The sequence below is a fragment of the Agrobacterium sp. 16-172Ci genome (assembly GCF_053522725.1).
In genome coordinates this window covers 326,308-345,636 of sequence record NZ_JBNWBW010000002.1, presented here as the reverse complement: position 1 = coordinate 345,636, position 19,329 = coordinate 326,308, and the positions used below count along the sequence as shown (strand labels likewise).

The 19,329-nt window shown below is 59.4% G+C and carries 16 protein-coding genes; 11 read left to right on the top strand and 5 right to left on the bottom strand.

From position 1 onward, the window contains the following. Positions 1 to 86: 86 nt before the first annotated feature. Positions 87 to 788: an MBL fold metallo-hydrolase gene (locus ACQZ40_RS04575; protein WP_244926197.1), complete on the top strand. Its 702-nt coding sequence runs from the start codon at positions 87 to 89 to the stop codon at positions 786 to 788. A 209-nt stretch (positions 789 to 997) separates the two neighbouring features. Beyond that, entirely contained in the window at positions 998 to 2,692 is a 1,695-nt protein-coding gene (locus tag ACQZ40_RS04570; protein WP_448747479.1) for an adenylate/guanylate cyclase domain-containing protein, read from the top strand. Between the two features lie 33 nt (positions 2,693 to 2,725). On the opposite strand, the gene ACQZ40_RS04565 is transcribed toward ACQZ40_RS04570, so the two are convergent. Continuing rightward, the gene (locus ACQZ40_RS04565; RefSeq protein WP_078052412.1) at positions 2,726 to 3,208 is read right to left on the bottom strand and encodes a class I SAM-dependent methyltransferase; all 483 of its coding nucleotides are present in this window, start codon (positions 3,206 to 3,208) and stop codon (positions 2,726 to 2,728) included. A 4-nt stretch (positions 3,209 to 3,212) separates the two neighbouring features. Then, on the bottom strand, positions 3,213 to 4,553 hold the full coding sequence (locus ACQZ40_RS04560) for a nucleotide sugar dehydrogenase (RefSeq protein ID WP_448747478.1): 1,341 nt from the start codon (positions 4,551 to 4,553) through the stop codon (positions 3,213 to 3,215). 127 nt (positions 4,554 to 4,680) lie between these two features. Here ACQZ40_RS04560 and ACQZ40_RS04555 point away from each other — a divergent pair, with 127 nt between their 5' ends. Together ACQZ40_RS04555 and ACQZ40_RS04550 are read left to right on the top strand one after the other, a co-directional pair. After that, complete coding sequence (locus ACQZ40_RS04555) at positions 4,681 to 5,778, top strand: glycosyltransferase family 4 protein (RefSeq protein WP_448747477.1); 1,098 nt, start codon at positions 4,681 to 4,683, stop codon at positions 5,776 to 5,778. Continuing rightward, positions 5,775 to 6,518 (top strand): polysaccharide deacetylase family protein, encoded by a 744-nt coding sequence (locus ACQZ40_RS04550; protein WP_448747476.1) that lies wholly within the window; start codon positions 5,775 to 5,777, stop codon positions 6,516 to 6,518. The genes ACQZ40_RS04555 and ACQZ40_RS04550 overlap by 4 nt, the downstream gene beginning before the upstream one ends. On the opposite strand, the gene ACQZ40_RS04545 is transcribed toward ACQZ40_RS04550, so the two are convergent. Then, positions 6,510 to 7,472 carry a glycosyltransferase family 32 protein gene (locus tag ACQZ40_RS04545; RefSeq protein ID WP_448747475.1) on the bottom strand — a complete coding sequence of 321 codons (963 nt, stop codon included), beginning with the start codon at positions 7,470 to 7,472 and terminating at the stop codon, positions 6,510 to 6,512. The two genes, ACQZ40_RS04550 and ACQZ40_RS04545, sit on opposite strands and share 9 nt — an antisense overlap. A 211-nt stretch (positions 7,473 to 7,683) precedes the next feature. Here ACQZ40_RS04545 and ACQZ40_RS04540 point away from each other — a divergent pair, with 211 nt between their 5' ends. The 7 genes from ACQZ40_RS04540 to ACQZ40_RS04510 all read left to right on the top strand — a co-directional run bounded on the left by ACQZ40_RS04540 (position 7,684) and on the right by ACQZ40_RS04510 (position 17,366). Continuing rightward, positions 7,684 to 9,576, top strand: a complete 1,893-nt coding sequence (locus ACQZ40_RS04540; protein WP_125145288.1) for an ABC transporter ATP-binding protein — start codon at positions 7,684 to 7,686, stop codon at positions 9,574 to 9,576. Further along, on the top strand, positions 9,573 to 11,474 hold the full coding sequence (locus ACQZ40_RS04535) for an ABC transporter substrate-binding protein (protein WP_448747474.1): 1,902 nt from the start codon (positions 9,573 to 9,575) through the stop codon (positions 11,472 to 11,474). Before ACQZ40_RS04540 ends, ACQZ40_RS04535 begins: the two co-directional genes overlap by 4 nt. 1 nt (position 11,475) lies before the next feature. Beyond that, on the top strand, positions 11,476 to 12,474 hold the full coding sequence (locus ACQZ40_RS04530; protein WP_080856806.1) for an ABC transporter permease: 999 nt from the start codon (positions 11,476 to 11,478) through the stop codon (positions 12,472 to 12,474). After that, positions 12,471 to 13,646 carry an ABC transporter permease gene (locus tag ACQZ40_RS04525; RefSeq protein ID WP_065656984.1) on the top strand — a complete coding sequence of 392 codons (1,176 nt, stop codon included), beginning with the start codon at positions 12,471 to 12,473 and terminating at the stop codon, positions 13,644 to 13,646. Before ACQZ40_RS04530 ends, ACQZ40_RS04525 begins: the two co-directional genes overlap by 4 nt. Positions 13,647 to 13,718: 72 nt before the next feature. Then, positions 13,719 to 14,927, top strand: a complete 1,209-nt coding sequence (locus ACQZ40_RS04520; RefSeq protein WP_271045511.1) for a glycosyltransferase family protein — start codon at positions 13,719 to 13,721, stop codon at positions 14,925 to 14,927. Between the two features lie 43 nt (positions 14,928 to 14,970). After that, a complete protein-coding gene (locus tag ACQZ40_RS04515) occupies positions 14,971 to 16,218 on the top strand; it encodes a glycosyltransferase (protein WP_448747473.1) in 1,248 nt (415 codons plus the stop codon). Continuing rightward, positions 16,215 to 17,366, top strand: coding sequence for a glycosyltransferase family protein (locus tag ACQZ40_RS04510; RefSeq protein ID WP_448747472.1), 1,152 nt, complete (start codon positions 16,215 to 16,217; stop codon positions 17,364 to 17,366). The genes ACQZ40_RS04515 and ACQZ40_RS04510 overlap by 4 nt, the downstream gene beginning before the upstream one ends. On the opposite strand, the gene ACQZ40_RS04505 is transcribed toward ACQZ40_RS04510, so the two are convergent. Further along, positions 17,332 to 18,072, bottom strand: a complete 741-nt coding sequence (locus ACQZ40_RS04505) for a copper homeostasis protein CutC (RefSeq protein WP_271045514.1) — start codon at positions 18,070 to 18,072, stop codon at positions 17,332 to 17,334. The genes ACQZ40_RS04510 and ACQZ40_RS04505 overlap by 35 nt on opposite strands. A gap of 26 nt (positions 18,073 to 18,098) precedes the next feature. Next, positions 18,099 to 19,304: an MFS transporter gene (locus ACQZ40_RS04500; RefSeq protein WP_020808536.1), complete on the bottom strand. Its 1,206-nt coding sequence runs from the start codon at positions 19,302 to 19,304 to the stop codon at positions 18,099 to 18,101. Positions 19,305 to 19,329 lie beyond the last annotated feature (25 nt).

The following is a 19,329-nucleotide window of genomic DNA, read 5'->3' as shown; positions in this document are numbered from 1 at the left end:
GAACGCTTCCTGTTTCAGGTGAAAACTTCCGAAAATACGGCGGGAATACCATCTGCATCGAGGTGAGATGCGGCGATCACGTTCTTTTGTTCGATGCGGGTTCGGGCTTGCATCCCGCTGGCCTTGCGCTGCGGGCGGAAGGCATTACCGACGTCAACCTGTTCTTCTCGCATTGTCATTACGACCACATTGTCGGCTTCCCCTATTTCAAGCCCTTTTATAACAGCTCCAACGATGTCGCCATCTGGTCGGGCCACCTCGCCGGCACGATGACCACCCGGGAAATGCTCAAGGACTTCATGAGCCCGCCGTGGTTTCCCGTGCCGCTGGAAATCTGCTGCGCAAAAATCGACACGCGGGACTTCATGCCGGGCGATACGCTCGATGTGCATCCCGGCCTTTCGATCAGAACAGGAATGCTCAACCATCCCGGCAACGCCATCGGATATCGGCTGGACTGGGAAGGAAAGTCCCTCGCCATCATCACCGACACCGAACATGAGCCGGGCGATATGGACGAAACCGTGCTCGACCTGATCAGGGATGTCGACCTTTTCCTCTATGACGCCATGTTCACCGATGAGGAAATGAGCCTTTATCGCGGCTATGGCCATTCGTCCTGGCAACAGGCGATCCGCCTCGCCAAACACGCCGGCGCAAAAAATGTCGGCTTCATCCACCATGCACCAAGCCGCGGCGACGAAGAACTGGACACTATCGAAAAACAGGCGAAAGCTCAGTTCAGCGGCGCCTTCGCGGCCATGGACGGCCAGATCATCGAGCTCTGACGCAATCCGGCTTCGGCGAAGTCGACCTGTCCGACCGCGTTTTCGAAACCCGGATTTCGACAACTCTTGCCATGCGGGCGTTCGAACACGCACAATTGACCGTTTCCGCTCGATTGCTCCACGATATTGCCACGAGACAGCCTGCAATAAGGGTGCCACCGCATACTACATGATGATTCTGCGCTGAATGACCACATGATGGGATTTGCATGATCCGTTTCTTTTCGGAGACCAATTTAAGACGCGCCCGGATTTTATCCGGCCTCATCATATTTGCTTTCGTATTTTCCCATCTTTTCAATCACTCCCTCGCACTCATCTCCATCGATACCGCCGAACGGGCGAGAAAATGGTTCAGCCTGATCTGGCTCAACCCCGTCAGCAGCCTGCTTTTTTACGGTTCGGTTCTGGTGCATGTCTGTCTTGTTCTGCGCTCGCTTTATCTGCGCAGAACGCTGCGCATGCCGCTCCGTGAAGCGCTTCAGGTCATCTTCGGCCTGTCGATCCCATTCCTGATCATCGGCCACGCCGTCAATATCCGCGTGTCGCATATGCTTTATGGCATCGATGTCGGCTATTATTCGGTCATCCGCAGGCTGTGGATCAACAACCCGATACAGGGCGCCTGGCAAAGCCTCGCCTTGATCGTGATCTGGGTCCACGGATGCATTGGCCTCTATTTCTGGCTGCGTTACCGGGACTGGTATCCGCGGATAGCCGGGCTGTTCATGACGGTGGCCGTGATGCTGCCGCTGCTGGCGCTGCTGGGCTTCAGCGACGCCGGCCGCTGGCTGGCGGAAATAGATGAAAAATACGCGCTTCCGCCCGGACTTGCCGACAATACGATTCAAAAGGACGAGCTGCCACTGCAGCGGGAAATGGAAACACGGATCCGTTTCATCACCGGCACGGCGGAGACATTGTTCGTCGGCGCGGTAATGCTGGTTTTCGCTATGCGTGGCCTACGCAGCTTTCGGCAACGATTGACGGCAATCGAAATCCGCTATGAACATGGCGCGCAGGCACACGTACCTGCCGGGCTCAGCATTCTGGAAGCCAGCCGCCTTGCGGGAATTCCGCATTACTCCGTCTGCGGCGGCAAGGGACGCTGCTCAACCTGTCGCGTCAAGGTTCTGAACAGCAAAGGCCCGCTGCCGCCACCGGGAGACATCGAGCAAACCACATTGCGGCGCATCCATGCCGATTCGGATGTCCGGCTCGGCTGTCAGCTACGCCCCACCAGCGATATTGATATCGCCCTTCTCGTTTCGCCGCCCCAGCAAAGCGACCTGCCGGCCGATGCACAGCCAGCCCGCCCCGGCCGGGAAGAAGAAATCGCCATCCTCTTTTGCGATCTGCGCAACTTCACCACGCTTTCCGAAGCGAAGCTGCCCTATGATGTCGTCTTCCTTCTGAACCGCTATTTCACCATCGTCGGCCAGGCCGTCGAACAGGCGGGAGGCCATCTCGACAAATTCATCGGCGATGGCGCCATGGCGCTTTTCGGACTTGGAGAGGACGCGGAACATGCCTGCCGCAACGCCATGAAGGCGGCCGCGACCATATTGCGGGATATAGCAACCCTGAACGAGGGGCTGGAGAAACAATTCGCCGTCCGTCTGGAAGTCGTCGTCGGCATTCATTCCGGTCCGAGCATCGTCGGCGTCATGGGATATGGCGCGGCCAAAACCCTGACGGCCATCGGCGACACCGTCAACGTGGCAAGCAGGCTCGAATCCAAGGCCAAGGAATTCGGTGCAGCCATCGTTGTTTCCGAACCGGCCATCGTTCAGGCGGGACAGGAGATTGCCGATCTCAGAAGCGAAGAAATCGCCATCCGCGGCCGCAACTCACAAATGAAGGTCTTCCTGCTCTCGAAAGAAGAGAGCGAGCGCTATTTATGAGATAGCCCCGACACACCTGTGGGGCGCCCGATCTTAAATCTTGCGATAGAGAAAATAGCGGTCCGTCGGCACGCTTGCCGGCACCGGCAGCGGCTTCAACATGGGATGATCCAGAGGCAGACCGCTGACCGCGAGACCGCCTTTCGCCAGCATGCCCGCCGCAAGATCGGGCAACCATGTGAGGGTAACCGCATCCTTTTCCGGATAGCCCGTGCCGATATCGGCATGCACGAACGCCGCTTCCGTGCCGACGAAAGCCGGAGCGGTTTGCGATATTTCACCGATCACCAGATCTTCCTGTGCCGGAACGGAGGAGGCATGCGCACCCATGGCCCTGTCGAAAGCGATGATGCGGCGGTTGGGGAACAATTCCCGCAGGTGATTGAAGGTGCGCCCATTGCCAAGGCCGATTTCCATGAGCGCGCCTTCATCCGGCAGATCGAGATCGGCTGCGACATGGTTGAGGATATCCCGCTGCGCGGTCAGCCGGCGAATGAAACTATCGAGTCTGCTCATGTTATCAGGCCTTGATGATGTGTTTTGCGGCTATATCCCGACGCGCGAAAACATTGCGCGTGTCGATGATAAGCGGCGCCCATTCGCTTAGAGCGGCATAATCCACATTGTCATGATCGGTCGCAACGAGAACGGCGTCGAAAGCGCCGATCGCCTGCCTGTTCCACGGCACGGATTTCATGCCCATCAGGTGGCTATATTCCCGGGTTTTCGGGATTTCGGCTACGTGAGGATCGAAATAGGCCGCTTCGCCGCCACGCTCCTGAATAAGCTCGATGAGCTTCAGAGAGGGGCTTTCGCGAATATCCGGCACATTCTTTTTATAGGCGAGGCCGACGACCAGCACCTTCGAGCGGCTGAGCGCCTTGCCGGAATGAATATCGAGCGCCTCCGCGACCCGTCCGATGACGTGACGCGGCATGCCGGTATTGATCTCGCCGGCCAGTTCGATGAACCGCGTCGGCAATTCATATTCGCGCGATTTCCAGGTGAGGTAAAAAGGATCGATCGGTATACAATGGCCGCCAAGGCCCGGGCCGGGATAAAACGGCATGAAACCGAACGGCTTGGTCTTCGCCGCATCGATCACTTCCCAGATGTCGATACCCATCGCCTCGTAGACGACCTTAAGTTCGTTGACCAGCGCGATATTGACGGCACGGAAGACGTTTTCCGTAATTTTCACCGCCTCGGCCGTGGCATTTGTCGAGACGGGGACGATCTTTTTGACCACCGAACCGTAAAATGCCGCCATCAGCTTTCCCGCCGCCTCGCCATCGCCAGCGACAACCTTCGGAATGGTCGAGGTCTCGAAATCGCGATTGCCGGGATCTTCCCGTTCGGGTGAAAAACCGATGAAGAAATCAACGCCGGAGACGAGCCCCGTGCTTTCCAGAATGGTCTTCACCACCCCGTCAGTCGTGCCGGGATAGGTGGTCGATTCCAGAACCACGAGCTGCCCCTTGCGCAGATGGGCGGCAATATCGCGACAGGTCTTTTCGACATAGGAAAGGTCCGGCTCGCGATATTTCGTCAGGGGTGTCGGCACGCAGATGGCAATGACATCGCATTCGGCCAGCCTGGAGAAATCCGAGGTGGCGACAAAGCCGTCATCCTGTCTCACACTCGCCAGCACCTCGTCCGAAACGGCCTCGATGTAGCTGCGCCCGGTCTCGATCGCGGTAATTTTACCGGGATCGATATCGAAACCGACAACCTTGAAACCGCCCCTGGCGATCGTCATGGCAAGCGGCAGACCGACATAGCCGAGGCCGATAACCCCCGCTTTGGCGCTTTTGTTTTCAATGCTGGAAAGCAGGTTCCGGGAAATGTCTGGGGAAGTCAAAGCGTGTCACGCTCCGCGCATGTGCAAAAGATGCCTTTCAGTTGGGCAAGAATGACGGACCTGTCAAGGCTCGGCCCTTTCAAATTCCGGTTGACGCCCTAGCCACCGCCAACGCACAACCGTCGCCATGAAGATCGCCTTTTATGCGCCGCTCAAATCTCCCAACCATCCCGTTCCCTCCGGTGACCGGCTGATGGCCCGTTTGCTGATGATGGCGATCACGATGGGCGGTCACGATGTTTCCGTCGCTTCGGAACTGCGCAGCTTCCAGAAACAGCCGGATGATCCGGCAAGGGCCTTGCTCGCCGATGAGGCCGAGCGCGAAATCGAGATCGTCGCACGGCGCTGGCGACGGGAGGGCGTGCCGGATCTCTGGTTTTGTTACCACCCCTATTACAAGGCCCCGGACTTGCTCGGACCGGAACTGAGCAAACGTTTCGACATCCCCTATGTCAGCGCCGAAGCGTCCTATTCGCCGAAACGGAATGGGATGGGATGGCAGGCGGTTCAGGATGGGTTGCTGACCGCATTGAACGCCGCCGCCATCAATATCTGCTTCACCGCGCGGGATCGCGAAGGGCTTGTGCGGGCCTCGCCCACCCTTCGCTGGGCCATGCTGCCGCCTTTCATCGATGCCGGGGCCTTTCTCAAGAACACGCCTCAGCCGACACCCGCAAGGCTCATCACCGTCGCCATGATGCGGGCGGGTGACAAGCTCGACAGCTACCGTGCCCTTTCCGAAGCGCTCGCCCTGTTGCCGCAGGATCTCGACTGGACGCTGGATATCGTCGGCGACGGACTGGAACGTACGGCCGTACAGGGCATGTTCAGCGCGTTTCCCAATCACCGTCTCGTCTGGCATGGGGAAAAAACCGCGGCCGAGATCGCAATGCTCCTTTCAAAAGCCTCTCTCTATGTCTGGCCGGGCCATGGTGAGGCTTATGGTCTCGCCTATCTCGAGGCGCAGGCTGCCGGCCTGCCCGTTGTGGCCGAAGAAGTGGCTGGCGTCCCCGAGGTGGTAAAATCCGGCGCCACAGGATTACTGACACCAGAAAATGATAGAGCCGCCTATGCCGACGCGATTAAAACCCTGCTCGGCGATAGCAGACAGCGCGAAGAACTGGCACGGGCGGCTCGGCAATTCGTGAGGAACGAACGATCTCTGGAAAATGCCGCAAAAGAACTGAACCATATCCTGCTGCAAGCAAAGGCGCGAAGATCATGAGTCTGGAAAAACTCGTTGCGGCACTGGACGAATGCGGGCGGCGCGGCATATCCGCCGATCTCTGGCTCCGGGACGACGATGCGGTGGAGCCGACGCCCGCGCTCGACACGTTGCTCGATCTTTGCGGCGGCTTTTCTGCTCCGGTCACACTCGCGGTCATCCCCGAAATGACGACCGATAAGCTCGCACGGCATCTGAATGTGTCGGACATTGCCCAGGTCGCCGTGCATGGCTGGTCCCATACGAATTATGCCGGCGAGAAGGAAAAGAAACAGGAACTCGGATCGCATCGCGATCCCGCTGTCGTTCTCGATGAATTGCAATCCGGACTGGATAAACTCCACGACCTGCATGGCGGGCGTTTGGTGCCGATGCTCGTGCCGCCGTGGAACCGCATAGATGCCGGTATCGTGAAGGCACTGGCGAGCCTCGGATATCGCGCCCTATCCGTTTTCGGCCCGGAGAAAAGCGCCCTGCCGCCCTGCCTGAACACCCATGTCGATGTGATCGACTGGCACGGCAGCCGCGGTGGCCGTGACGACAACGTGCTCTTTGCGGAGACCGCCGCCCGCATCCTGACGACCGCCGAAAACGGCGGCACGACCGGCATTCTCACCCACCATCTCGTCCATGACGACAATGTCTGGCGCTTCCTGAGACGGCTTTTCGAGGTGACCGCCGAACATCCCGCCGCCCGCTGGCGTTCTTCGAAAGACCTTGTCGACGAAATCTCACCATGATTTCCAGGCGATCAGCAATCCGCTCGCCTCAGTGGAAAGTTTCCGCCTGACTGCTTCCACCGTCTCAAAGGGTGCACGGTCGGGAAGGGACGTGGCAACGAACCCCGCCGGCGCGAGGCTGATGCTCCCCGCGCGGGCGATGATGGTGAAGATCAAGGGGCCGGTCGACCACCAGGCGGGCGCGCGCGGCATGTCTTCGATAATCCCGGGAAAGGCATCCAGCATCCTGCTGAAAACCGGATGTCCGGCAGGCGCAGCGATGAAGGAATTGGCAAGCAGCATACTGCCCTGCCCCGTGTCCCGTGGCGTTTTTTCGTCAAACACCGTCAGCCCCGCCAGAGGCAGGAATGTATCGAAACTCACATCGTCCCGCGCCGGATACCAGTCGCAATCGAGATAGATGCCGCCAAACCGCTCCAGCAGGATATAACGGGCCACATCCACCGCGCCCGGATAATCGCCCTTGTCCAGCATTGTTTTGAAGACGCCGTTCGAAAACACGCCTTCCCGCTCAAGATCGGCCTCCCGCCAGAGCCGATAGTCGTAACCATGGTTCGAAGCGTGGGCGGCCCATGCCTCAACCGATACCGGCGGGGCTTTTTCCCCGATCCATATCTGGTGAATGAGCCTTGGCACATCTTCACGGCTTTTGAGGCTGATCGTGCGACGTTCTTCCGCGGAAAACCGCGCATATTTCTCCAGCACCTGCGGGGGTGGAACAAGCGTATATTGATAACCGATCTTCGCGACCATATCGCCTTCGGCCTTGGCGAGGCGCAGCCGTGCCGCATGCAGCCGGCGCGGCAGGCCGAGCACCGTTTGCTCACCCATCAGGTGGCCGTCCTTTACTGCAACCAGCGATAAGAGAAGCGCATTGGCTTCCGCATACTGACCGCCATTTTGCAACTGCCGGGCCTTATCCAGCTGGGCATCGTAATATTTCTTGTCGGACATGGATCCTCATCCAGAAACGCTCGTTAACATATCGCCAAACAAAAGGCGTCAGGCAAGCCGTCGTGTTTCGGAAGCCGGCTTTGAATTCGCTAAACAATTCGATGTTTCAGAGGCATAGACAGACAACACACCCTGCGATAACGTGGATTTAAGCCCTCCTGAGCAAATTGTCACAAGGCAACGATAAAGAGACGGCAAGGAACCCTTTGGCATGAGCGCAGGCGCAGATTTGCTTCGTATTGAAAATCTGCGGGTCTCGTTTTCTCTCATGGGCGGCACCATAGATGCCGTCAGGGGCGCGAGCCTTCGCATTCTTCCGGGAAAAGTCACGGCTCTCGTCGGCGAGTCCGGCTCGGGAAAATCCGTCATCGGCCAGACCATCATGGGCATCCATCCCAAGACGGCACGCGTGAATGGCCGCGTGCTGTTCACCGATCCGGAAAATGCCGCGGCCGGCCCTGTCGATCTGCTGCAATTGCCGAAGGACGGCCGGGAAATCCGTTCGATACGCGGAAATCGCATCGGCCTGATCTTTCAGGAGCCGATGACGTCTTTCTCGCCGCTGCACACCATCGGCAACCAGATCGACGAAGCGCTCAGGATTCACAGCATCCTGTCACCGGCCGAACGTGCGGAAAAAATGCATGAAACGCTCGACCTCGTGGGGTTTTCCAAACCCAAAAAGGTCGTAAACATGTATCCCTTCGAGCTGTCGGGCGGCATGCGCCAGCGCGCCATGATCGCCATGGCGTTGATCTGTCGCCCCGCACTTCTGATCGCCGACGAGCCGACGACGGCGCTCGATGTGACCATACAGGCGCAAATCCTCAAGCTGCTGCGCGATCTGCAGAGCCGCCTGAACATGAGCATGCTGCTCATCACCCACGATCTCGGCGTGGTGGCCAATATCGCCGACGAGGTCGCCGTGATCTATCAGGGCGAGATCATGGAGGCCGGTACGGTCGACGACATTTTCAAGTCGCCAAGCCACCCCTATCTCAAGGGCCTGATGGCCGCCGTGCCGCATTTCGACATGAAGCCCGGCGAAAGGCTGAAGGCGCTTCGCGAAATCAACATTGACCACGAAAGCCTCGTCGGCAAAAAAAACGCCGCGGTGAACAAGACCCCCGGCCCGCTTCTGACCGTGGACAATATCAGCAAGACGTTCACGACCCGGAAGTCAAGCTGGTTCCGCAAGGGCGACGCCAACGCCACCAAGGCGGTCAATAGCGTCAGTTTTGAAATTCGCCGCGGAGAATGCCTCGGGCTGGTGGGTGAAAGCGGCAGCGGCAAAACCACCGTCAGCAAAATCCTCATGCGCGCCGTTCGCCCGGATGAAGGCTCGGTGACCTTTCACCGGCCTGAGGGCGACATCGACGTCCTCAATGCCAGGGACGGAGACCTGAAAGAGCTGCGGTCAAAGATACAGATGGTCTTCCAGGACCCGATATCGTCGCTGTCTCCACGCATGACCGTGGGCAACATCCTGAGCGAGCCGCTGGAAATCCACGGACGTGGTGACGCCAAATACCGCGCGGAGAAAGTCCGGGGTCTCGTCAGGGCCATCGGCCTGGGCGAAAGCGCGCTGAACCGCTACCCCCATAGTTTCTCCGGCGGCCAGAGGCAACGCATCGGCATTGCCCGCGCCTTGGCACTCGGCCCCGAATTGCTGATCTGCGATGAGCCGGTCTCCGCCCTCGATGTCTCGGTGCAGGCGCAGATCCTCAATCTGCTGAAGGATTTGCAGCAGGATCTCGGGCTGACCTATCTCTTCATTTCGCATAATCTGGCGGTGGTGGACTATATGGCCGACCGCGTGGCGGTGATGTGCGAGGGCCGCATCGTGGAGCTGGCGCCGCGCGAAATCCTGATGCGCTCTCCGGTTCATCCCTATACGAAATCCCTTCTGGCGGCCGTGCCTTTCCCCGATCTCGACCGCCCGCTCGATTTCCGCACCATCGGCAAGATCAGCGCGACGGGCAAATTCGACTGGGGCAAACAGTTCCGCGACGAGGGTGATGGCGACATGATCTCCGCCGATCTCGGCGAAGGCCATTTCGTGCTTGCAAACGGCAATGCCGATATCCGGGAGCTTCGCCCTTGATCACGCGTCGCACCACCCTTGCCCTCTTGGCCTCCGTCTTCCTGCCGGCCTATGCGCGGGCCGCCTATATCGACCCCACCTATTTCAAGGAAAAACGGGAAAAGGGCGAATTGCCCGACGTGGCCGAACGCCTGCCGAAAAACCCGCGCGTCATCGACATGAAAGCGCTTGGCCGTGAGCCGGGAAAACATGGTGGCTCGGTGCGTATGCTCATTGGCGGCCAGCGCGACATTCGCCTGATGCCGATCAGCAGCTATGCCCGCCTTGTCGGTTATGACGAGAAATTCGAGCTTCATCCGGATATTCTCGAAAGCTACGACGTTCAGGAAGAACGCATCTTCACCTTCAAGCTGCGCGAAGGCCACAAATGGTCCGACGGCAGCGATTTCACCTCCGAGGATTTCCGTTATTTCTGGGAGGACGTTGCCCTCAACAGGGAAATCCACAAGGGCGGCCCGCCGATAGAGCTTCTGGTCAACAGCAAGCCGCCGCTTATCGAAGTCATCGACCGGTTGACGGTGCGCTATACCTGGGATGGTCCGAACCCGGATTTTCTGGCGAAGCTCGCAGCGGCCTCACCGGCGCGGCTGTTCCTGCCCGCCGCCTATATGAAACAGTTCCACGTCAAATATCAAACGGCGGAAAAGCTCGCCAAGCTGATCAAGAAAAACAAGGCGGATGACTGGAGCGGGCTGCATATCAAGATGTCGCGGCAGGTGCGTCCCGAAAATCCCGATCTGCCGACGCTGGATGCCTGGCGCAACACCACTGCGCCGCCGGCCGAACAATTCGTCTTCGAGCGTAACCCCTATTATCACCGGGTCGACGAAAACGGCCTGCAACTGCCCTATCTCGATCGTTTCCTGCTCAACGTCACTTCGTCCGACATCATCTCGGCCAAGACGGCCTCGGGCGATAGCGATCTGCAATATTTCGGCCTCGATTTCGCCGATTACACCTTTCTCAAAGATGCCGAAAAGCGCTTTCCCCTGAAGGTGAACCTCTACAAGCGCTCTCAGGGCTCGCGCATCGCGCTGCTGCCCAACCTCAATTGTGCCGACCCGATCTGGCGCAGCGCTTTTCAGGATGTGCGCGTACGCCGGGCGCTGTCGCTCGCGATAAACCGGCACGAAATCAACATGGTCTGCTTTTACGGGCTGGCAAAGGAAAGCGCCGATACCGTTCTGCCGGAAAGCACGCTTTACCGGCAGGAATTCGCGGACGCCTGGAGCGCTTTCGACCGGGCGGCGGCCAACAGGCTGCTCGATGAAGCCGGTCTCGACAAGCGCGACAATGCCGGCCTTCGGCTCCTGCCGGATGGCCGCCCGGCCTATATCATCGTCGAAACGACGGGCGAAAGCACGCTTGAAACCGACGTGATGGAACTGGTGACGGATCACTGGCGGCATATCGGCATTGCCGTTTCCGTCCGCCCCACCCAGCGCGATGTCTTCCGCAAGCGCGCCATGGGCGGCGAGGTGCTGATGTCGGTATGGATGGGCATGGACAACGGTGTGCCGACGCCCGACATGCTGCCATCCGGCCTGGCACCCACCGGTGACGACCAGCTGCAATGGCCGGTCTGGGGTGTGCATTATCTTTCCGGCGGCCGCGAGGGCAAGGAGCCCGATCTGCCGGAGGCGGCGCATCTGCTCGATCTCCTGAAAAAATGGCGCAGAAGCGTCACCGAACAGGAGCGCGAAGCCATCTGGCTGGAAATGCTGGGTATTTATACGCAGCAGGTGTTTTCCATCGGCATCGTCAACGGCGCGCTGCAACCCGTCGTTCATGTCAAACGCATGCGAAACGTGCCGGACAAGGCGCTTTTCGGCTACGAGCCCACATCCTATCTCGGCGTCTATATGCCGGATGCCTTCTGGTATGACGGAGACGCCTGATATGCTGCGGTATATAATCAAGCGCATCCTCGTCATGATCCCCACGCTGATCCTGATCTCGATGCTGGTCTTCACCATCATCGAACTGCCGCCGGGCGATTATTTCGAAAGTTATGTCGCCGAGCTGCGCGCCATGGGCGAGACGGCGAACCTTGCCGAAATCGAGGAACTGCGTGTCCGCTACGGTTTCGACCAGCCAGCCCCGATCCGCTATTTCCGCTGGGCGACAGGTATGCTGGTCGGTGATTTCGGTTATTCCTTCGAATATCAGCTGCCGGTCAGCGATGTGGTGGGAGACCGCCTGTGGCTGACGGTGTTGGTGTCGTTCCTTACAATCATCGTAACATGGCTCATTGCCTTTCCGATCGGCATTTACTCGGCCACGCATAAATACAGCTGGGGCGATTACGGGCTCACCTTCCTCGGCCTGCTCGGCATCGCCATTCCCAACTTCATGCTGGCGCTGATCCTGATGTATTTCGCCAATATCTGGTTCGGCATCTCCATCGGCCATCTGATGGACCGGGAATATCTGAACCAGGCGATGAGCTGGGCGAAGTTCAAGTCGATCCTCGAACATATCTGGATTCCCGTCCTCATCATCGGAACGGCGGGCACGGCAGGCATGATCCGCCGCCTGCGCGCCAATCTGCTCGATGAATTGCAGAAACAATATGTGGTGACCGCCCGCGCCAAGGGGCTGCACCCCTTCAAGGTGCTCACCAAATATCCGCTGCGCATGGCACTGAATTTCTTCATCTCGGACATCGGCTCGATCCTGCCCGCGATCATTTCCGGCGCGGAAATCACCGCCGTCGTGCTGTCGCTCGAAACCACCGGTCCCATGCTCATCAGGGCGTTGCAGAGCCAGGATATGTATCTGGCCGGTTCGTTCCTGATGTTCCTCGCATTCCTGACGGTGATCGGCGTTCTGGTGTCGGATATCGCCCTTGCCATACTCGACCCGCGAATCCGCTTCGGAGGTGGTAACGTCAAATGACTTCATCCATTCCGAAACCCGGCGAAGCGCTGCCCCATTATGTCTCGACCGCGCCCTTCGACCCGTCGCTGATCGAACCCAACACGTCAGGAATGGCGGCCTTCAGCAAGGCCTCGCAGTTGCGTCTCATGTGGTGGCAGTTCCGTCAGCACAAGATCGCGGTGTGGTCCGGCGCCTTTCTGGTGGTGCTTTATCTTTCGATCCTGATCAGCGAATTCCTCGCCCCCTATAATCTCCACACCCGCAATATCGAGCATATATACGCCCCGCCGCAGGCCATTCACCTCTTCAATGACGGAAAATTTGTCGGCCCCTTCGTTTATGGCCGGGAAATGACACTCGACATGGACAATCTGAGACGGGTCTACCGCGATGTGCCGACGGATATCCAGCCGCTGCGTTTCTTCTGCAAGGGCGATACCTATCGCTTCTGGGGCATGTTCGAGGGCAGAACCCATCTCGTCTGCCCGGCAGAAGGCGGTGAATTGTTCCTGCTCGGCACGGATCGTCTCGGCCGTGACGTGCTGTCCCGCATCATCTATGGCGCGCGCATTTCGCTGACCATCGGCCTTCTCGGCGTCGCCATGAGCTTCGTTCTCGGCATTGTGATCGGCGGTCTGGCCGGTTACCGCGGCGGCACGTTCGATCTGATCGTCCAGCGCATCATCGAGGTGCTGCAATCCATCCCGAGCATTCCGCTCTGGCTGGCGCTTGCGGCGATCATGCCGGTGACCTGGAGCCCCATCCTCGTCTATCTCGGCATCACTATCATTCTCGGCATGCTGGACTGGACGGGCCTTGCGCGCGCCGTGCGCTCAAAACTTCTGGCGCTTCGTGAAGAAGACTATGTTTTGTCTGCACAATTAATGGGTGCCGGAACGCCGCGCATCATCGGCAGACACCTTATTCCCGGCTTCATGTCACACTTGATCGCATCCGCCACCCTGACGATACCGGGCATGATTCTCGGCGAAACCGCACTGAGCTTCCTCGGCCTCGGTCTCAGACCACCGATCACAAGTTGGGGAATTCTGCTCACGGAGGCGCGCAGCGTCAGCGTCATTGCGCTATATCCATGGCTTCTCATCCCGACGATCCCTGTCGTTCTCGTCATTCTGGCCTTTAATTTCTTCGGCGACGGACTACGTGATGCTGCGGATCCTTTCAGATAAAATGGAACACCCTTTGATAAACTGCCCTTTCGCCATCGCCTTTTTTGTGAAAGGCAAAAAGAGGTGTGGCCCATGACCTCCCGTTTGAACGACGCGCGTATCCTCATGTACAGCCACGATTCCTTCGGACTCGGGCATCTGCGGCGGTGTCGCACCATCGCGCATGCTCTGGTGGAGGATTATCGCGGCCTCAACGTCCTCATCATTTCAGGCGCGACGATTGCCGGCGCTTTCGATTATCGCGCCCGCGTCGATTTCGTGAAAATCCCGAGCGTCATCAAGCTGCGCAACGGCGAATATACGTCCATGGACAGGCATATCGATCTTCAGGAAACGCTGAAGATGCGCCGCTCCATCATCTACCACACCGCCGAAAGCTTCCAGCCGGATATCTTCATCGTCGACAAGGAGCCCATGGGCCTGCGCGGCGAGGTGGAGGAAACGCTCGCCTATCTCAAGGGACAGGGCACCAAGCTCGTCATCGGCCTGCGCGATGTCATGGATGCACCGCAGCTGCTCGAAGCGGAGTGGAAGCGCAACAATGTCATGACCAAGATCGGCCAGTTCTATGACCACGTCTGGATTTATGGCCCACCCGATTTCCACGATCCGCTGACGGGGCTCGACGTTCCGCACACCGTTCGCGACAAGATGGATTTCGTCGGTTTCCTGCAAAGATCCAAGACGCAGGCGGAAACCGTATCGCATCGGCCGGAAGGCGATTACCTTCTCGTCACCACCGGCGGCGGCGGCGATGGCAGCGAATTGATCGACGACGTCATCAACGCCTATCGCCATGACAGCGAACTGACGCACAAGGCGCTGGTGGTGCTCGGCCCCTATATGCCAGCGGATCAACGCCAGCGCTTCACGAGCAGTGTTGCCGATATTCCGCATATCGAAATCATCGAATTCGACAACCGCATGGAAGACCTCGTCGCCGGCGCGCAGGCCGTCGTCTCCATGGGCGGTTACAACACCGTCTGCGAGATATTGTCCTTCGACAAACCCGCCCTCGTCGTGCCGCGCACGGTGCCGCGCGAAGAGCAGCTTATCCGCGCCAGCCGTGCCTCGGAGCTTGGCCTTTTCGACATGCTTCTGCCGGAAGATGCCGAGAACCCCGCTAAGATGGCGGCCGCTCTGAAAGCGCTGCCGAACCGCGCACCGCCCTCTGTCAATGCGCGCGGGCTGAAGCTGGACGGTCTGGAAAACATATCGCGCCGGATAGCCGAATGGCTGCCGTCCGAGGGCGACAAGGCGCCGATCACGCTGACCGCGTGACCGATTCCCCGACAAACACCGCTTCAAAAGAGACACGCGCAACGTGACCGATACAAAAAAAATCGTGGTGCTCCTCAAGGGCTATCCGCGCCTGTCCGAGACTTTCATCGCCCAGGAACTTCTGGGGCTGGAAAAGGCAGGGCTGAAACTCGAACTCATGTCGATGCGCCGGCCCACGGACAAGAAGCGCCATCCCGTTCACGATGAAATCCGCGCGCCCGTCACATATCTTCCGGAATATCTGCACGAGGAACCGCTGCGGGTTTTGAAGGCATTGTGGGCGTGCCGAAAAAAGCCGGGTTTCACCAAGGCGCTTCGCCGGTTTTTCACCGACCTGCCGCATGATCTCAGCCGCAATCGCTTCCGCCGTTTCGGGCAGGCTGCGGTGCTCGCGCATGAATGGCCGGCGGATGCCGAATGGCTGCATGTCCATTTCATTCACACGCCCGCCTCTGTCGCCGCCTATACCCACCTCATCACCGGCACGCCCTGGACGATTTCGGCCCACGCCAAGGACATCTGGACCTCCAGCGACCGCGACCTTGCCGCCAAGCTGCAAAGCGCCCGCTGGGCCGTGACCTGCACTGCCGGCGGCTTCCAGCATCTGCAGACCCTTTCCGGGTCAAGGCAGAATGTGCATCTGAGCTATCACGGCCTCGATCTCACCCGTTTCCCGCATTTCGAAACGCCACGACCGGCAAGAGACGGTTCAGATGCCGATGATCCGGTCAGGATTTTGAGCGTCGGCCGGGCGGTCAAGAAAAAGGGCATCGATATTCTCCTGCGTGCGCTCGCCTCGCTGCCCCGGGATATCCACTGGCGCTTCACCCATATCGGCGGCGGCGATGAACTGGCCTCCCTGAAGAAACTCGCTGACGAACTCGGCGTTGCCGACAGGATCGTCTGGACCGGCGCCATGGACCAGAAGCAGGTGCTGGAGAACTACCGAGAAGCGGACCTCTTCGCCCTTGCCTGCCGCATCACCAGCGATGGCGACCGCGACGGCCTGCCAAATGTGCTGGTCGAGGCCGCAAGCCAGGCGCTGACCTGCATCTCCACCAATATTTCCGGCATTCCGGAGTTCTTCGTCAGTGGTGAAAACGGCCTGCTGACGGAACCGGAAAATCCGGCCGCCTTCGCAGAGGCCCTGCGCACGGCCATCACCGATCCGCAATTGCGCCAGCGTCTTGGCAGCGCCGCCGAAAACCGTGTGCGCACCGCCTTCGACCATCGCACCAGCATTGTCGAGTTGAAGGCCCTGTTCGAGACCGAGTGGGAAAAAACGCCATGACCGATACGGAAAAACGCCCCTGCGTTTTCTTTTACGTCCAGCACCTTCTCGGCATCGGCCATATCGCCCGCGCCAGCCGCATTGCCAATGCCCTTCAGGCGAACGGTTTCGATGTCGTGCTGGTCACGGGCGGCACGCCGGTTCCGGGCTTTCCGGGCGAGGGCATCCGCCATGTCGAATTGCCGCCCATCGCCGTCAGCGACGGCAGCTTTGCCGGCCTGGTCGACAGTTCCGGCAAACCGGTGGATGACGACTTCAAGAGGCTGAGAACCGATATGCTGATCGGCGCCTATCACGGCGCCAAACCCGATATCGTTATCATCGAGGCGTTCCCCTTCGGCCGCAGGCAGGTGCGTTTCGAATTGTTGCCGCTTCTCGATGAGATAGAAGACAGCGAACCGCGCCCGCTCGTCATGGCGTCGCTGCGCGACATCTTGCAGGAAAAGACCAAACCGGGCCGGGACGAAGAGACCGTGTCACTGGTGAAGAAACATTTCGATGCGGTGCTCGTCCATGGCGATCCGGATTTCGCCCGGCTGGAAGACACGTTTCCCCTCGCAGGCGAAATCAGCCAGCGCATCGTCTATACCGGCCTCGTCGCCCCCCTTCCGCCGCCGGAACCGGCGGAGAAATTCGATATCGTGGTTTCCGCAGGCGGTGGTGCCGTTGGGGCCGCACTCATACGGGCTGCTCTCGAGGCTGCCCCCCTACTGGATGGCATCAAGAGCTGGTGCCTCGTGACCGGTCCAAACATGCCGCAGGCGGATTTCGATGCGATCTCGGCGCGGGCGGCGGGCAATGTGTCCGTCTTCCGTTTCCGCAAGGATTTCGCAAGTTTGCTCGCCGGCGCACGGCTTTCGATTTCACAGGCCGGTTACAACACCGTCTGCGATATTCTTCAGGCAAAATGCCGCTCGCTTCTGATCCCCTTCGCAGCCGGGGGCGAAACCGAACAGAGCGCCCGCGCCGAACGGCTGGCGCGGCTGGGGCTGGCGCATGTGCTGGAGGAGAAGGATATTTCTGCGCAAGCGATGGCCGATGCCATCAAGGCCGCATTGTCCCTGCCGGCGCCCGGCACGATCACGCTCGATCTCGATGGCGCGACCGGAACGGCTAGAGCGCTGCGCCGTCTTTACGATGAGCGGTGAGGATCGTCTTCAACTCGCGAACCGCCGCCTCATCGGTAACCTTGCGCCCTGCGCCGGTAAAACCGAGCTTCGCCACCCTGCTTTCCGGATCATAGGATGGAACGGCGGAACAGGATGCGTGGATTTCCCTGATCGGAAAGCGATTCAGCAAGGTCTGAACGCTCTGGGGACGCACGCCGGCACCGGGCATGATGACGATCCGGCCTGCCGCCATCTCGGACAGGTGGGCCAAAGCCTCAATCCCTTCGAGCGCCGAACGCGCGCCGCCTGAGGTGAGAATTCTTGGGAACCCCAATGCGATGGCAGCTTCCAGGGCCTCGTCCATATCAGGCACGACATCAAAGGCCCGGTGCAGCGTCACATCCAGCCCGTCGGCATGACTGCGCAGTTCTTCAAGCAAGACAATATCTAGTGAACCATCGCCACGCGATGCGCCGAGCACCACGCCGGAAAGACCGGCGGCACGTGCCGCGTCGATATCGCGTTTCATCACATCCGCTTCGTCGCGCGTGAACACGAAATCACCGGCGCGGGGCCTGATCATGACGCTCACCGGCAACCCGCAGGACGCCGCGCGCTGCATAAAACCCGCCGATGGCGTTACACCGCCGCCCGAAAGCGCCGCACAGAGCTCGATCCGATCGGCCCCGCCGCTGACCGCCGCTTCCAGACCGGCGACATCGTCCACGCAAATTTCGAGAATCATCGTAACCTCTTTCATTTGAGTGGCCGTTACCTGCGGCGGCCCTTTCCATCAAGCGCGTAAAGCATATAAACGCCGCCGAGCCCTACGATCGCTCCCAATATGGAAGTTCCCGAATAGCTGGAGACCAGGGTTCCAACGGCAAAAATCAACGCGCCCAGACCAGCGCCGAGGAAGATGTTGACGGCGATCAGCGAGCTTCCGAGTCCCGGCCGGTCCGCGATCAGTTCCTGCAAGTAGGTAATTGGAATGCTGATGATCGCGGCGGCGCCCAGCGCACTGATGACCGTTTGGGCGTAGATATGCCACGGCGCTGAAGCAAGCCCCTGCAGAATGAGATAGATGGCGTAAAGCCCCGCTCCCGCCGCAAGTGTCAGTGTCTGCGGAACCTTCTTCTCGATCCAGCCCCACAGGAGAATGAAGACGATTTCCAGCGCAGCGACGATACCCGCAACAATGCCGATATCCGCCACCGTACCCTTGGCCTGTCCGGTTATGATGAGCGAGCGCACGGAATCGTTGAGATGCAGCATCGAGCAGATAAGCGCGATGGCGATGATCCGGAGCAGCACCCGCCGCGATCCGATTTCCGCAAGCGAAGCGCGCAGGCCAAACCGCGCTTCGGTATTTGCCGAAGCCGGCGTGGCGGCCCGCGGCAGGCAGAAGGCGACGAGCAGAAAGCAGACAAGCGCGCAGATGCCCGAAAACAGGAACGCCATCAGCATATTGCCGGAATTCACCAGAAAAACACCGACAATGCCCGGCACCAGCACCCAGGAAAGCGAGATGGTTGCCCGCATGATCGAATTCACCGCGATCATCTCACCCGTCGAAAGGTTGCGCGCATCGGCGCGCACATGGGCGAAGATCAACGAATTCATCGCTCCGAAAATCGGCAGAAGCACCAGCTTTGCAGCGACGAAGGCGGTGGCGTTGCCGGCCAGATAGACCAGCAGATAACCGCTGACGCCAAAGAGCGCGATATAGAGCATTGGCTTGCGATATTCACCCAGCCTGTCTGCGACAATGCCCATCAAAACGCTGGCGCTGACATTGATGACGGCAGCAAACAGCATCAACAGCGAATAGACGCTGTTGCTCAGTCCTATTTCGCGAATGCCGATGACCGCCTGATAGGGGGCGGTCGCCGCATTCGAGAACCCGAAGAACAGGATGGCGAGCGCCCCGATGCGGATCGACGGATTGTTGATGACGATGGAAAGAGCCGACGGCATGGATATTCGCCTGAGATGATCCGGC